13 protein-coding genes are annotated in these 13,644 nt (G+C 66.2%); 9 read left to right on the top strand and 4 right to left on the bottom strand.

Annotated elements, in window-relative coordinates; translation table 11 throughout:
• The first annotated feature begins 68 nt into the window (after positions 1-68).
• Complete coding sequence (locus tag LWW96_RS03205; protein ID WP_291484225.1) at positions 69-782, top strand: hypothetical protein; 714 nt, start codon at positions 69-71, stop codon at positions 780-782.
• Positions 783-878: 96 nt separating this feature from the next.
• Here LWW96_RS03205 and LWW96_RS03200 read toward each other — a convergent pair whose 3' ends face one another.
• From LWW96_RS03200 to LWW96_RS03190, 3 genes are all read right to left on the bottom strand, one after another.
• Positions 879-1,430, bottom strand: coding sequence for a polymer-forming cytoskeletal protein (locus LWW96_RS03200; protein WP_291484224.1), 552 nt, complete (start codon positions 1,428-1,430; stop codon positions 879-881).
• Positions 1,431-1,639: 209 nt separating this feature from the next.
• Positions 1,640-2,140 carry a thioesterase family protein gene (locus tag LWW96_RS03195; RefSeq protein WP_291484223.1) on the bottom strand — a complete coding sequence of 167 codons (501 nt, stop codon included), beginning with the start codon at positions 2,138-2,140 and terminating at the stop codon, positions 1,640-1,642.
• Positions 2,141-2,259: 119 nt separating this feature from the next.
• Positions 2,260-3,057: a crotonase/enoyl-CoA hydratase family protein gene (locus tag LWW96_RS03190; RefSeq protein WP_291484222.1), complete on the bottom strand. Its 798-nt coding sequence runs from the start codon at positions 3,055-3,057 to the stop codon at positions 2,260-2,262.
• A 311-nt stretch (positions 3,058-3,368) separates the two neighbouring features.
• Between LWW96_RS03190 and LWW96_RS03185 the strand changes: the two genes are divergently transcribed.
• The 7 genes from LWW96_RS03185 (at position 3,369) to LWW96_RS03155 (ending at position 11,682) form a co-directional block, all read left to right on the top strand.
• Positions 3,369-4,244 carry a branched-chain amino acid ABC transporter permease gene (locus tag LWW96_RS03185; protein WP_291484221.1) on the top strand — a complete coding sequence of 292 codons (876 nt, stop codon included), beginning with the start codon at positions 3,369-3,371 and terminating at the stop codon, positions 4,242-4,244.
• A gap of 9 nt (positions 4,245-4,253) precedes the next feature.
• Positions 4,254-5,330: a branched-chain amino acid ABC transporter permease gene (locus LWW96_RS03180; protein ID WP_291484220.1), complete on the top strand. Its 1,077-nt coding sequence runs from the start codon at positions 4,254-4,256 to the stop codon at positions 5,328-5,330.
• 169 nt (positions 5,331-5,499) lie between these two features.
• Positions 5,500-6,339, top strand: a complete 840-nt coding sequence (locus LWW96_RS03175) for an ABC transporter ATP-binding protein (protein WP_291484219.1) — start codon at positions 5,500-5,502, stop codon at positions 6,337-6,339.
• Positions 6,336-7,157, top strand: a complete 822-nt coding sequence (locus LWW96_RS03170; RefSeq protein WP_291484218.1) for an ABC transporter ATP-binding protein — start codon at positions 6,336-6,338, stop codon at positions 7,155-7,157. Before LWW96_RS03175 ends, LWW96_RS03170 begins: the two co-directional genes overlap by 4 nt.
• 6 nt (positions 7,158-7,163) lie before the next feature.
• The gene (locus tag LWW96_RS03165; RefSeq protein WP_291484217.1) at positions 7,164-9,020 is read left to right on the top strand and encodes a long-chain fatty acid--CoA ligase; all 1,857 of its coding nucleotides are present in this window, start codon (positions 7,164-7,166) and stop codon (positions 9,018-9,020) included.
• Positions 9,021-9,224: 204 nt separating this feature from the next.
• Positions 9,225-10,391 (top strand): ABC transporter substrate-binding protein, encoded by a 1,167-nt coding sequence (locus LWW96_RS03160; protein ID WP_291484216.1) that lies wholly within the window; start codon positions 9,225-9,227, stop codon positions 10,389-10,391.
• A gap of 127 nt (positions 10,392-10,518) precedes the next feature.
• Positions 10,519-11,682 carry an acyl-CoA dehydrogenase family protein gene (locus LWW96_RS03155; RefSeq protein WP_291484215.1) on the top strand — a complete coding sequence of 388 codons (1,164 nt, stop codon included), beginning with the start codon at positions 10,519-10,521 and terminating at the stop codon, positions 11,680-11,682.
• A gap of 183 nt (positions 11,683-11,865) precedes the next feature.
• Here the strand turns inward: LWW96_RS03155 and LWW96_RS03150 are convergent, their stop codons facing one another.
• Positions 11,866-12,168, bottom strand: coding sequence for a hypothetical protein (locus LWW96_RS03150; protein WP_291484214.1), 303 nt, complete (start codon positions 12,166-12,168; stop codon positions 11,866-11,868).
• A gap of 149 nt (positions 12,169-12,317) precedes the next feature.
• Here LWW96_RS03150 and LWW96_RS03145 point away from each other — a divergent pair, with 149 nt between their 5' ends.
• A complete protein-coding gene (locus LWW96_RS03145) occupies positions 12,318-13,523 on the top strand; it encodes an acetyl-CoA C-acetyltransferase (RefSeq protein ID WP_291484213.1) in 1,206 nt (401 codons plus the stop codon).
• Positions 13,524-13,644: the final 121 nt, after the last annotated feature.

The raw sequence follows: 13,644 nt of genomic DNA, 5'->3' as shown, positions 1-13,644 counted from the left end.
CACCGTCCGGACCTACCTCACCGTGCGGTATTCCCCCGACGGGGGGCGGGCCGCACCATCGAGGGCCTATGAACGCATTACGACTAGCTGCGCAGCGCCGTGTTCGCACCGGGGCGGCAGGACTGCTGCTCCTGGCCGGTGGAACGGCCGCCGTCGCGGAGCCCTTCGAGGTCACGTTTACCGGCACCATCGCCAAGAGCAACTACGCCGAGATCCGCAACGGAGAACGCTTTGAGCTGACCCTGGTGCTCGACAACGGCAACACCACCGCACAGGGCCAAACCTGGGACATGAGCCACCTGCAGTGCGCCTACTGGCGCATGAACAATGCGGGCGATGTGCGCCTGGCGCAGCCGATCACGCTGGGCAACAATGTCGGCGTCGTGGGCACCATCAGCACCGATGGCAGCGGGGCGCTGGTGGACATGATGTCGATGGTGTATTCCGCCCCCGTCTTCACCTACACCACGGCCGGCTTCACCGCCACGCTGCTGACCAATGTGGTCTGGTATGCGCACGGATTCAACCCCGTGCTGATGATTGGCACGCGCCGCTTTTCCGAGGCGGAGGGCAACGGCATCCGCATGACGCCCGCGGACTGGTCCGCCCCGCGCCCATCGCGGCGGGTCTGCGACGCCGCTGTGGTGCCGCCCTCGCCGGACGGCGGCCCCGCCGCCATCCCCGCCCTGTCCGGCGGCACGCTGGGCCTGCTGGCGGCTCTGCTGGCCTGGGCCGGGCGCCACCGCCTGGCGCGCACCACCAGCGCACGCCGCCGCGCCTGAACACCGCGGGGCGCTGTGAAGCGCCCCGCCTGGGGCGCCGTGGCCCCGTTCTGTAGAGCCCGAGTCCTGCGGACCCGCGGCGCCTGCGTTTCTGGCTCAGGCCGCCATGGCCGTGGGCTCCGCCCGCAGCGGCGCCGACGGCGTACGCTGGGCAGCCCCTGCGGACGACGCAAAGCCCGCCTCGATCTCACCCGCCAGTTGCCCGCCCTCTTCCACCACCAGCTTGCCGTAGCGGATCTTGCCCGTGACCTTGCCGGTGCTGTAGATCACCAGCTTCTGGCGCACGGTGAGCGTGCCGCTGAACTCGCCATGGATCTCGGCGATGTCGATCTCGGCCGAGCCCTTGAAAGCGCCGTTGTGCGAGATCTGGATCACGCGCGAGTCCATGGTGGCCTCCACCGTGCCTTCCACCACCAGGGTGTCGCAATCGGTGATCTCTACGCCCTTGAGCTTGATGTTGGGCCCCACGGTGAGCTTGCTGCCCGTGGAATCGCTGGCCGGCGCGGAGCTGGTGGCTGCAGGAGTAGCGGCGGGGACGGGGGTGCTGGTGGCTGATGTGCTGGTCAGCCCATTGGATGACGTTGCGCTGTGGCGGGGTTGGAACGATTCGGGTTCACGCTTGCCAAAGAAGGGGTTTTGCACGGCCATCAGATCTCCTTGAAAAGAGGGCATCGTAGGTTTTGGCGCCAGCCAAAGATGCCAACGTTACGCAAGATCAGTAACGAGACGGTTCCGTGGTTGCATGCGCTTGCAGGGCTTGCAAGACCACACAGCCGCACCGCCGAGCCGGCTCGGGTGTCGCCTGTGCTGTGCGCCACTTGGCTGGGCACGGCCCGCAACCTGGAGCGACGAACGCACTAGGACACGATATACGCCGCCGCCCCGGCCGACATGATCTGCCCGTCCGGCCCCAGGAACTCCATGCGCGTGGTGGCCACGCGCGAGCCCAGGCGCAGCACCTCGGCGCGCAGCTCGAAGTGGCTGCCGATGCCCGGGCGCAGGTAGTCGATGCGCAGGTCGATGGTGCCCAGCTTGGCAAACCGGTGCAGGCGCTGCTCGGGCGGCTCGTCCAGGTGCTTGGCACCGATGGCAGCCATCACGGCCAGGCCGCCCATGGCGTCCAGCCCCGCGCTGATCACGCCGCCGTGCACGCGGTTGTAGGCGTAATGCCCCACCAGCTCGGGCTTCATGTCGATGCGTCCGGCCACGCCATCGGGGCGCAGGCTGGTGATCTTCAGGCCCAGCACCTGGTTGAACACGATCTTCTCTTCAAAGATGACCTTGAGCCCGGCAACGAACTCGGGCTCGAACGCGCGCTGCGCCGGCGCGGCGGCACTGGGAGGGGTGGATTTGCTCATGCGGCTCCTGTGGACTCCTGGCTGCGGCGTCGGCGGTCCCACCGGGCGCGCGCACCGCAAGCACTACTATTTTTATAGCTGCCAGCGCTTGATGAACAAGCGCCAGCGGCCATTTTGACCTAAAACTCTCCGTGGCGCCCCTGCCCCTGGGCAAAGCGCGTGGCGCCGCGCAGCGCTTCGGCCAGGCAAGCCCGGCCTCCAGCCCACTCGCGCAGCAGCGCCTCCTGCATGCCCAGCCCCTCGGCGGCCAGTGCGCTGGCACGGTCTGCGCGCAGCGTGGCCTGCGGGAATGCGGCAATCTCCTGCGCCAGCGCCAGGGCTGCCGCCAGCGCCTGCCCGCGGGGCACGACGCGGTTGCACAGGCCGATGCGCAGCGATTCGGCCGCGTCCACCTTGCGTCCCGTGAGGATCAGGTCCAGCGCGTGCGACAGGCCCACGAGCCGCGGCAGCCGCACGGTGCCGCCATCGATCAGCGGCACGCCAAAGCGGCGGCAGAACACGCCGAAGTACGCATCCTCTTCCATCACGCGCAGGTCGCACCACAACGCCAGCTCCATGCCGCCGGCCACCGCCGCACCACTGACGGCGGCGATCACGGGCTTGGACAGGTGCAGGCGGCTGGGGCCCATCGGGCCGGGCGGCTCCACGGCATCGGCGGTGAAGTCCAGCGATTGGGCCAGCGCGTCGGGCGACACGCCCTCGGCCTGCAAGCGCGCACCCGACTGCAGGTCCCAGCCGGCGCAAAAGTGTCCGCCCGCCCCATGAAAAACAGCCACATCCGCCGCAGGGTCATGCTCGAAGGCCACAAACGCCGCATGCAGCGCACGGGCGGTGGCGTCGTCCACCGCGTTGCGCACGCCGGCGCGGTGCAATGTCACCAGCGCCACGCGGTCCTTGATCTCCACTTCCACCGACATGCTTGCCCCCTGTTCCTTTGCGCCCGCCCTGCGCCGCTCGCCACAGCCCCTTGAGCGCTGACACCTATTGCGACCCGGCCCGCGCTCGGTCAAGATGCGGCGCCAGCAACCCCGGAACCGGCCCGCCCCCACCATCAGGGTTAGCCCCGAGTGCGGTCCCTGCGCAGCACGGGCACATTATTTATGCAAAGCAATCGCTTTGTAAAAATATTCTCAGGGCTTGTGCAAACCAGGGCGCACAGGCGCATGCCGCGAGGGCGTGCGCCTTGCCTGTCCGCAGATCCGCGCACGTCCCCTTCTGGAGAGCCAGGGTGCAATTCGTGCAACTGTTGATCAGCGGCGTCTCGCAAGGGTGCATCTACGGGCTGATTGCGCTGGGCTTCGTGCTCATCTATAAGGCGACCGAAACCGTGAGCTTTGCGCAGGGCGAGCTCATGATGCTGGGCGCCTTCTGCGGCCTGGCGCTGATGACGGTGCTGGGCTTTCCCTTCTGGGTGGCGGTGCTGGCCAGCATTGCGGCCATGGGCTGCTTTGGCGTGGTGCTGGAGCGCGCCGTGATCCGCCCCATCCTCGGCCAGCCCGCGTTCTCCATCGTCATGCTCACCATCGGCATCGGCTACGTGCTGCGCGGCCTCGTCACGATGATCCCCAACATCGGCACGGACACGCACACGCTGCCCGTGCCCTACAAGGACCTGTCGTTCCGCCTGGGCGCGCTGGTACTCAACGCCGAGCAGCTGGTGGTGATCGGTGCCACGGGCGGGCTGTGCGCGCTGCTGTTCGCCATGTTCCGCTACAGCAAGCTGGGCATTGCCATGCAGGCCGCGTCGCAAAACCAGCTGGCCGCGTACTACATGGGCATTCCGGTGCAGCGGCTCAACGGCCTGGCCTGGGGCCTGGCCGCGGCGGTGGCGGCGGTGGCGGGGCTGCTGCTGGCGCCCATTACCTTCGTGCACGCCAACATGGGGTTCATCGGGCTCAAAGCCTTTCCGGCCGCGGTGGTGGGCGGCTTTGGCAGCCTGCCGGGCGCCATCGTGGGCGGGCTGGTCATCGGCATCGTCGAATCGCTCTCGGGGTTCTACCTGCCCGATGGCTTCAAGGACACGGCCGCGTACATCGTGGTGCTGATCATGCTGATGGTCAAACCCAACGGGCTGTTCGGCGAAAAGCTGCGGAAGAAGGTCTGAAGGACAAGCATGCGTTTCATCTTCAAGACCTCGTACGAACAAGACATTCGCCTCGCCAAACACGGCGGGCATGTCTTCTGGTACGGCCTGCTGTGTCTGGCCCTCGTCGCCGCGCCCTGGGTAGCGCCCGAATACTGGCTGGCGCAGCTGACCTTTGTGCTCATCTACGCCATCGTGGGCCTGGGGCTGATGCTGCTGGCGGGCTTCACGGGGCTGTTCTCGCTGGGGCACGCGGCCTTTCTGGGCGTGGGGGCCTACACGCAAGCGGTGCTCACCGGCATGGGATGGCCGTTCGCGCTGTCACTGGCCTGCGCGGCGGGGCTGTCGGCCGCCGTGGGGGTGGTGGTGGGGCTGCCCGCGCTGCGGGTGAAGGGCATCTACCTGGGCATGGCCACGCTGTCGTTCGGTTTCATCGTCGAAGAGGTGTTCGCGCGCTGGGAATCGGTGACGGGCGGCAATTCGGGCAAGCACCTCGTGCCGCCGCAGATCGGCGGGTACTCGTTTGAATCGACCGAGTCGTTCTATTTTCTGTGCCTGGGCATCACCGTGGTGTGCACGCTGGCCATCCTGAACCTGCTGCGCGCACCCACGGGCCGCGCCTTCGTGGCCATCCGCGATTCGGAAATCTCGGCGCAGAGCATGGGCATCCACCTGGCGCGCTACAAGACGCTGTCGTTCTCGCTGTCGGCCGCGCTGGCGGGCATCGGCGGCGCGCTGTATGCGCACAAGCTGCAGTTCATCTCGCCCGACCAGTTCAACATCCTGCAGTCCATCGACCTGCTGCTCATGATCGTGATCGGCGGGCTGGGCTCGGTGCACGGCGCCTTCCTGGGCGCCATCTTCCTGATCTCCATGCCGCAGCTCATCGCCCTGGGCAAGGACTGGCTGCCGGACTCCATCGGCCAATCCCCCGGCCTGCAGGCGGTGGTGTACGGCGCCGTGCTGATTGCGTTTGTGCTGTTCGAACCCATGGGGCTCTACGGCCGTTGGCTCAAGGTGCGCACGTGGCTGCAGATGTTCCCGTTCTACCGCAAGGGCATGTTCAAGCGGCAGAAGTCGTTCCAGAAATCGGATCGCTTGAAATGAGACACCCCCCTGAGTCGCTTCGCGCCTTCTCCTCGCTCTCGCTTCGCTGCGCTGCGCGGGCAGGGGGACAACGCCCTCGCTGCGGGGCGGCCCTTGCTCGGCGTTCCTGGCCTGGGCCACGCCAGTCTCAACCCACACGCAACAGTACGAGCGCCATGGAGGAAGCACTGTGACGACCGACGTGCTTCTCAGCGCCCAGAACCTCAGCGTGCGCTTTGGCGGCGTGCTGGCGGTCAACAGCGTGAGCTTTGACGTGCGGCGCGGCGAGGTGTTCACCCTGATCGGCCCCAACGGCGCGGGCAAGACCACGGTGTTCAACCTCATCAGCCGCATCTACACGCCCACCGCCGGCACCATCGCCTATGCCGGCCCGGGCGGCGCGATGCTGCCGCTGACCGCGCAGCCGCCCCACAAGGTGGCGGGCCTGGGCATTGCGCGCACCTTCCAGAACATCGAACTCTTTGAACACGCGAGCGTGCTGCACAACCTGCTGATCGGCCGCCACACCCGGCAGCACAGCAGCCTGTGGGCCGAGATGTTCTTCACACGCAAGGTGCGGGAGGGAGAAGTTCAAGCGCGCGAGAAGGCCGAGCAGGTCATCGACTTTCTCGACCTGCAGCACTACCGCGACACCCTGGTGGCCGGCCTGCCCTACGGCGTGCGCAAGGTGGTGGAGCTGGCACGCGCCCTGTGCACCGAGCCGCAGCTGCTGCTGCTCGACGAGCCTTCCTCGGGTCTGAACGTGGAGGAGACCGACGACATGGCCTTCTGGATCCAGGACATCCAGCACGAGCTGGGCATTACCGTGCTGATGGTGGAACACGATATGTCGCTCGTCTCCAAGGTGTCCGACCGCGTGCTGGCCATGAACCAGGGCGAGGTGGTGGCCATGGGCACACCACGCGAAGTGCAAACGCATCCCGGCGTGGTGGAGGCGTACCTGGGCACCATCGACGACGTGAGCAACCTGCGCCGGACGGCGGGCTCCGCCATGGGAGTCCGCGCATGAGCGCCGTCCTCACCGCCCACAACGCCGCCACCGCTGCGGTGGCGGACCAGCAGCCCCTGCTGCGCCTGCAGAACGTGGAAAGCGCCTACGGCCCCATCAAGGCCATTCGCGGCGTAAGCCTGCAGGTGCGCCGCGGCGAGATCGCGGCCGTGCTGGGCAGCAACGGCGCGGGCAAGACCACCATCCTGAAAACCATCAGCGGCATCATCGACCCGCGCAAGGGCTCCATCGAGTTCCAGGGCCAGGACATCACCGCCCGCGACCCGGCCGCCATCGTGCGCCGGGGCCTGATGCACGTGCCGGAGGGGCGCGAGGTGTTTCCGCTGCTGTCGGTACACGACAACCTGCTGATGGGCGCCTACACACGCACCGACAAGGACGGGGTGGCGCGCGACATCGAAACCGTGTTCGGCTACTTCCCCATCCTGAAGGAACGCGCCGCGCAGGATGCGGGCCTGCTCTCGGGCGGACAGCAGCAGATGCTGGCCATCTCGCGCGCGCTGATGGCCAACCCCGAACTCATCCTGCTGGACGAGCCCAGTCTGGGCCTGTCCCCCAAGCTCACCAAGGAGATCTTCGAGATCGTGGTGCGCATCAACCGCGAGCGCGGAACCACCATCCTGCTGGTGGAGCAGAACGCCAACATGGCGCTCAATGCGTCGGACTATGGCTACGTGCTGGAGAACGGCCGCATCGTGATGGAAGACAGCTGCGAGCGCCTGCGCGAGAAGGACGACATCAAGGAGTTCTACCTGGGCATGAAGGACGAGGGCGTGCGGGGTGAGCGGCGATGGAAGAAAAAGAAAACCTGGAGATGAGCGCACATGTCTAACCTCTGGGACCTCGATCACATCCAGCCCGCCGGCACCGACGTGCTGGCCGGCAGCACCATCTCTGCCATGTTCTGGAACGCGGTGGCACTGCGCGGCCCCAATGTGTGGATGCGGCAGAAGGAGCTGGGCATCTGGAAGAGCTGGACCTGGGACCAGACCGCGGAGGCCGTGCGCGAGATCGCTGGTGGCCTCATGGCCATGGGCTTTGCGCGGGGCGACTGCGCCTCCATCCTGTCGAACACCAACATCGAATGGGTGCTGGCCGACCTGGCCGTGCTCAGCTGCGGCGGCATTTCCAACGGCATCTACCCCACAGACGCGGCGTCGCAGGTGCACTATCTGAGCGAGGATTCCGGCACCACGGTACTGTTTGTGGAGGACGACGAACAGCTGGACAAGGCGCTGGAAGTCCGCGGCGAGCTACCGCGCTTGCGCAAGATTGTCGTCTTCGACATGGAAGGCCTGCGCGGCCTGAACGATCCTGGTGTGCTGAGCCTGGATGCCCTGCGCGAGCTGGGCCGCGCCTGGAACCAGCAGAACCCTGGCGCGCTGGAGCAGCGCGTGCAGGCCTGCCAGCCCGAAGACGTGGCCATCCTCGTCTACACCTCGGGCACCACCGGCAAGCCCAAGGGGGCCATGCACACGCACGCCGCGCTCACCTACACCGTGCGCGGCTACAACACGCTGATCTCGCGCACCGAGGATGACGAGGCCATGTGCTTCCTTCCCCTGTGCCACATCGCCGAGCGCATGGGCGGCGAGTACTTTTCGCTGTACACGGGCTCGCGCCTCAATTTCGTCGAGAACCCCGACACAGTGCCCGAGAACGTGCGCGAGATCGCGCCCACGGTCTTCACTGCCGTGCCGCGCGTGTGGGAGAAGTTCTATTCGGGCGTGATGATTGTGCTCAAGGAATCGACACGGCTGCAGCAGGCGGCCTACGCGTGGTCCATCGGGGTGGGCACACGCATTGCCGACCGGGTGCTGGCCGGGCAGCCTGTGGGTGCGCTGCTCAAGGCGCAATTCCTGCTGGCGCGCTTCCTGGCGCTCAACAATGTGCGCAAGCTCATCGGCATTCACCGCGCGCGCTTTCTCGTTACCGGCGCCGCGCCCATCTCGCCCGAGCTGGTGAGGTGGTACCTGGCGCTGGGCGTGCCCATGCTGGAGGTCTGGGGCATGACCGAGACCTGCGGCGCCGCCACCGGCGTGCCCGCCACGCGCATCAAGCCTGGCTCCATCGGCCCGGCGGCCGCTTACAACGAGGTGCGCATCGACCCGGCCACCGGCGAGATCCTGGTGCGCGGGCCCAACGTGTTCAAGGGCTACCTCAACCTGCCCGAAAAGACGGCCGAGACCATCGACGCCGACGGCTGGCTGCACACGGGCGACGTGGGCACCATCGACGCCGACGGCTACCTGCGCATCACCGACCGCATGAAGGACATCATCATCACGGCGGGCGGCAAGAACATCACGCCCAGCGAGCTGGAGAACGAACTCAAGTTCAGCCCCTACATCACCGACGCGGTGGTCATTGGCGACAAGCTGCCCTACCTCACGGTAATCATCATGATCGACCAAGAAAACGTAGAGAAGTTTGCGCAGGACCACGACGTGCCGTTCTCCAACTACGCCAGCCTCACCCGCACGCGCGAGGTGCAGGAATTGATCCAGGGCGAGATCGACCGCGTGAATGCCAAGTTCGCCCGCGTGGAGCAGATCAAGAAGTTCTTCCTGCTCGATACGCAACTCACGGCCGAGGATGAAGAGCTGACGCCCACGATGAAGCTCAAGCGCAAGCTGGTGCAGCAGAAGTACGCCGTGCAGATTACGGCGATGTACCCGTAGGGCCCGCCTTCGGCAAGCCCAGGCTGAACGGACTGCGGGTTGAGTTGAGGTTCGCCCTCACCCAGCCGTTCGGGCAGAGCCTGTCGAAGCCAGGGCACACAACCACCAGACGGGCAGTTCGAGATAGGGAAAGTGCTGGTGCCCCGCCCCGGGCACCGTTCTATAACGAGCGATCGTGTTCGATCCAACCGAAGGAGACGTGCCATGAAACTGCATTCCATCGCCGCCCTCGCCGCCATGGCCCTGTCCACCGGCGCGGCGCACGCGCAGGCCACCCAGGGTGTGAGCAAGGACACCATTACGCTGGGCTCCATCCAGGATCTTTCCGGCCCGCTGGCGGGCTTTGGCAAGCAAGTGCGCCTGGGCATGATGCTGCGCGTGGACGAGGCCAACGAACAGGGCGGCGTCAATGGCCGCAAGCTCGATCTGAAGGTGGAGGACTCGGGCTACGACCCCAAGAAGGCCGTGCTGGCCGCGCAGAAGCTGGTGAACCAGGACAAGATCTTCATGATGATCGCGCACATCGGCACGGCGCAGAACCTGGCCGCCATGCCCGTGCAGTTCAGCAAGAACGTGATCAACTTCTTCCCCGTGACGGCCGCGCGCGAGATGTACGAGCCCTTCCACAAGCTCAAGTATTCGTTCGCTGCCACCTACTACGACCAGATCCGCCTGGCCGCGCCCAAGCTCATCAAGGAAAAAGGCGCCAAGAAGGTCTGCACCATCTACCAGGACGACGAGTTCGGCTTGGAGGTGATGCGCGGCGGCGAGGCGGCGCTCAAGTCGCTGGGCATGGAGTTCGCCGAGAAGACCTCGTACAAGCGCGGCGCCACCGACTTCTCGTCGCAGGTGGCCAAGATGAAGTCGGCGGAGTGCGATTTCGTGATCCTGGGCACCATCATTCGCGAGACCATCGGCACCATTGGCGAGGCGCGCAAGACGGGCTTCAACCCCACCTTCCTGGGCTCCAGCGCTGCCTATACCGACCTGATCCACAAACTGGGCGGCAAGCCCATGGACGGCCTGTACGCCACCATGACCGTGCAGCACCCCTACCTGGACGAAGCCAGCCAGCCCATCCGCTTCTGGGCCAACAAGTACAAGACCAAGGTCAACGAAGACCCCACCGTGTTCTCGGTGTACGGCTACGGCGCGGTGGACGCCTTCATCAAGGCGGCACAGAAGGCCGGCACCAACCTGTCCACCGAGAGCTTCATCAAGGCCATGGACACCATGGTGATCCCGCCTGACATGTTCGGCAGCGCGGAGGCCACCTACGGCCCGCAAAAGCGCCTGGGCAGCGACCTCTCGCGCCTTTCGCAGATCCAGGAGGGCAAGTGGAAGGTGGTGTCGGACTACGTCAAGCCCTGAGCTTCTTCGCACTCTTGCAGCCGCCTTCGGGCGGCTTTTTGCATTTCAAGAGATGCGTTTCGGCAGCGTCGGTGGCAAAATGAATTTAACCAAGCAGTAACTTTGCATAAATAGGATCATCGCCACCATGATCGAACGCACCCTCTTCCAGCCCGACCACCAGGCCTTTGCCGACAGCTTCCGCCGCTTCATCGACAAGGAGATCGCGCCCCACCACGCCGCGTGGGAAGAGCAAGGCTACGTGGCGCGCGAGGTGTGGAGCCTGGCGGGCGCCAATGGCTTTCTGTGCATGAGCCTGCCGGAGGAATACGGCGGCGCCGGGGCTGACAAGCTGTATTCGGTGGCGCAGATGGAAGCGCTGGCGCGCGCCGGCACCACAGGCATCGGCTTTGGCCTGCACAGCGAGATCGTGGCGCCGTACATCCTGCACTACGGCACCGAGGAGCAGAAGCGCAAGTACCTTCCCCCAATGGCCAGCGGCGCGATGGTGGGCGCCATCGCCATGAGCGAGCCCGCCGCCGGCAGCGACCTGCAGGGCATCAAGACCACGGCCATCCGCAGTGCCGACGGTTCGCACTATGTGCTGAATGGCAGCAAGACCTTCATCACCAACGGCTGGCATGCGGACGTAGTGATCGTGGTGGCCAAGACGGACCCGGCTGCGGGAGCCAAAGGCACCAGCTTGTTCCTCGTCGAACGCGGCATGCCTGGCTTTGAAAAAGGCCAGCGCCTGAAAAAGGTGGGTATGAAGGCGCAAGACACCTCCGAGCTGTTCTTCAACAACGTGAAGGTGCCAGCGGAAAATCTGCTCGGAGGCCCCGCCATGGAAGGCCGCGGCTTCATCTGCCTGATGGAACAGTTGCCGTGGGAGCGCTTGCAGATCGCCATCACCGCCGTGGCCGCTGCCCAGGCCGCCATCGACTGGACGCTGGACTACGTCAAGGAGCGCAAGGTGTTTGGCCAAAGCGTGGCGGCGTTCCAGAACACCCGCCACACCCTGGCCGAACTGCAGACCCAGGTGCAGGTGGCCCGCGTCTTCGTGGACAAATGCTGCGAGCTGATCCTGAAAGACCAGCTCGACACCCAGACCGCCAGCATGGCGAAGTACTGGACCACCGACCTGCAGTGCAAGGTGATGGACGAATGCGTGCAGCTATTCGGCGGCTATGGCTACATGTGGGAATACCCCATCGCCCGCGCCTATGCCGACGCCCGCGTACAGCGCATTTACGGCGGCACGAACGAGATCATGAAAGAAGTGATTGCGCGGGCCATGGGCCTGGGCAAGTAACACAACGCGCAAGACCCCAGTGAACCCGCCTCGCACGAACCTTGGCCCCCCAGGCCTCGCGTTCAATCACCCCCTGCTGCTCAAGCTGAGCTGGTCGAAGCCCCGCGCCGCGCTTCGTTCAGCTCAGCGTGATCGGCCTCGCGGGTTTGAAGGCATGTGGGCTTGCGGGGGCGACGAACACCGTCACAAATACCAGGTGGCCCGCGCCTCCTCGGGGCTGAGCGGTGCGCCGGGACGGCGGTCGGTCACGTTCAACCAGGAGCGGACGCCCTGGGTGCCGCTCAGGGCACGCATCAGCAGCAGCCCTGCGCCAATGCCCCGGATCGCCGCCGCGCTGCGGCTGGGCGCCATGAAGGCTGCCACGGCCAGTGCACTGGAGGCCGCCAGCACCACATGGTGTTCCAGCGCAAAGCCTTCGCGCGTATCGTCATACTCAATAGCGCCACGGACCATGCGCTGCAGGGCGGAAGATGGAGTTGGTTTCATAGCCGAAGATTCATATCGCAACAGCGCAACGATAGTGCAAAAAAGCGCTGCGCCAACGTCAGAAAGCGTGCTGTGGTGGTGTGAGTCCCCCACCGCTCCTCCACGCCACACGCCCCCGCCACCCAGTTTGAAAACCACGGAGACCCACCATGACCGAAGCCTATGTATTCGACGCGCTGCGCACCCCGCGCGGCAAAGGCAAGAAGGACGGCACCCTGCACGAGGTCAAGCCCATCGACCTGCTGGTGGGCCTGCTGACCGAGCTGCAAGCGCGCCACCGCTTTGACACCGCCGCGGTGGACGACGTGGTCATGGGCATCGTCTCGCCCGTGGGTGAACAAGGCGCGGTGCTGCCCAAGGTGGCCGCACTCAAGGCCGGGTGGGACTTTCGCTGCGCGGGCGTGCAGATCAACCGCTTCTGCGCATCAGGCCTCGAAGCGGTGAACCTGGCCGCACAAAAGGTGCGCAGCGGCTGGGAGGACCTGGTGGTGGCCGGCGGCGTGGAGAGCATGAGCCGCGTTCCCATTGGCTCCGACGGCGGCGCCTGGGCGCAAGACCCCGCCACCAACTCCGCCACGCTGTTCGTGCCCCAGGGCATCGGCGCCGACCTGATCGCCACGCTGGACGGCTACACCCGCGCCGACGTGGACGCCTTCGCACTTGAATCGCAGCGCCGCGCCACCGCCGCGCGCGCGGCGGGCTACTTCAAAAACTCCGTCGTGCCCGTGCGCGACTTCATCGGCCAAACCATCCTGGCCGAGGACGAATTCATCAAGCCCCACACCACGCTGGAGGGCCTGGGCGCGCTCAAGCCCTCGTTCGAGCAGTTGGGCGGCATGGGCTTTGACGCCGTGGCGCTGCAGCGCTACCCGCAGGTGGAGCGCATCCACCACGTGCACCACGCGGGCAATTCGTCGGGCATTGTGGACGGCGCAGCCGCCGTGCTCATCGGCAACGAGGCCGCCGCCCAGGCGCACGGCCTCACGCCCCGCGCACGCATCGTGGCCACGGCGCTGAGCGGTGCCGATCCCACCATCATGCTCACCGGCCCCGTGCCGGCCGCCAAGAAGGCGCTGGCCCGTGCGGGCATGACCATCGACCAGATCGACCTGTTTGAAGTGAACGAGGCCTTTGCCGCCGTGCCCATGCGCTTCATGCGCGAGCTGGGCGTGCCGCACGACAAGGTCAACGTGAACGGCGGCGCCATCGCCATGGGCCACCCGCTGGGGGCGACGGGCGCCATGATCCTCGGCACCTTGATCGACGAGCTGCACCGGCGCCAGCTGCGGTACGGACTCGCAACCCTTTGCGTGGGCGGCGGCATGGGCATTGCCACCATCGTCGAGCGCGTATGAGGAACAACCCCCTGAGCGGCTGCGCCGCCTCCCCCCGAAGCGGTCCAGCCGCTTCTGGAGCCCCTCATCGCTGCGCGATGGGAAGGGGGACGACGCCACTGGCCTGGCCAAGCCAGTTCCA

Source organism: Acidovorax sp. (assembly GCF_021287135.1).
In the GTDB taxonomy this organism is placed as follows: Bacteria; Pseudomonadota; Gammaproteobacteria; order Burkholderiales; family Burkholderiaceae_C; genus Acidovorax.
The sequence above is the reverse complement of the archived record's forward strand: the minus strand, read 5'-3'. Positions and strand labels throughout refer to the sequence as shown.

What these genes read in the sequence shown, in the direction of transcription:
- LWW96_RS03205 (WP_291484225.1), top strand. Translation starts at nt 69, where the DNA reads ATGAACGCATTACGACTAGCTGCGCAGCGCCGTGTTCGCACCGGGGCG.
- LWW96_RS03200 (WP_291484224.1), bottom strand. Translation starts at nt 1,430, where the DNA reads ATGGCCGTGCAAAACCCCTTCTTTGGCAAGCGTGAACCCGAATCGTTC.
- LWW96_RS03195 (WP_291484223.1), bottom strand. Translation starts at nt 2,140, where the DNA reads ATGAGCAAATCCACCCCTCCCAGTGCCGCCGCGCCGGCGCAGCGCGCG.
- LWW96_RS03190 (WP_291484222.1), bottom strand. Translation starts at nt 3,057, where the DNA reads ATGTCGGTGGAAGTGGAGATCAAGGACCGCGTGGCGCTGGTGACATTG.
- LWW96_RS03180 (WP_291484220.1), top strand. Translation starts at nt 4,254, where the DNA reads ATGCGTTTCATCTTCAAGACCTCGTACGAACAAGACATTCGCCTCGCC.
- LWW96_RS03170 (WP_291484218.1), top strand. Translation starts at nt 6,336, where the DNA reads ATGAGCGCCGTCCTCACCGCCCACAACGCCGCCACCGCTGCGGTGGCG.
- LWW96_RS03165 (WP_291484217.1), top strand. Translation starts at nt 7,164, where the DNA reads ATGTCTAACCTCTGGGACCTCGATCACATCCAGCCCGCCGGCACCGAC.
- LWW96_RS03160 (WP_291484216.1), top strand. Translation starts at nt 9,225, where the DNA reads ATGAAACTGCATTCCATCGCCGCCCTCGCCGCCATGGCCCTGTCCACC.
- LWW96_RS03155 (WP_291484215.1), top strand. Translation starts at nt 10,519, where the DNA reads ATGATCGAACGCACCCTCTTCCAGCCCGACCACCAGGCCTTTGCCGAC.
- LWW96_RS03150 (WP_291484214.1), bottom strand. Translation starts at nt 12,168, where the DNA reads ATGAAACCAACTCCATCTTCCGCCCTGCAGCGCATGGTCCGTGGCGCT.
- LWW96_RS03145 (WP_291484213.1), top strand. Translation starts at nt 12,318, where the DNA reads ATGACCGAAGCCTATGTATTCGACGCGCTGCGCACCCCGCGCGGCAAA.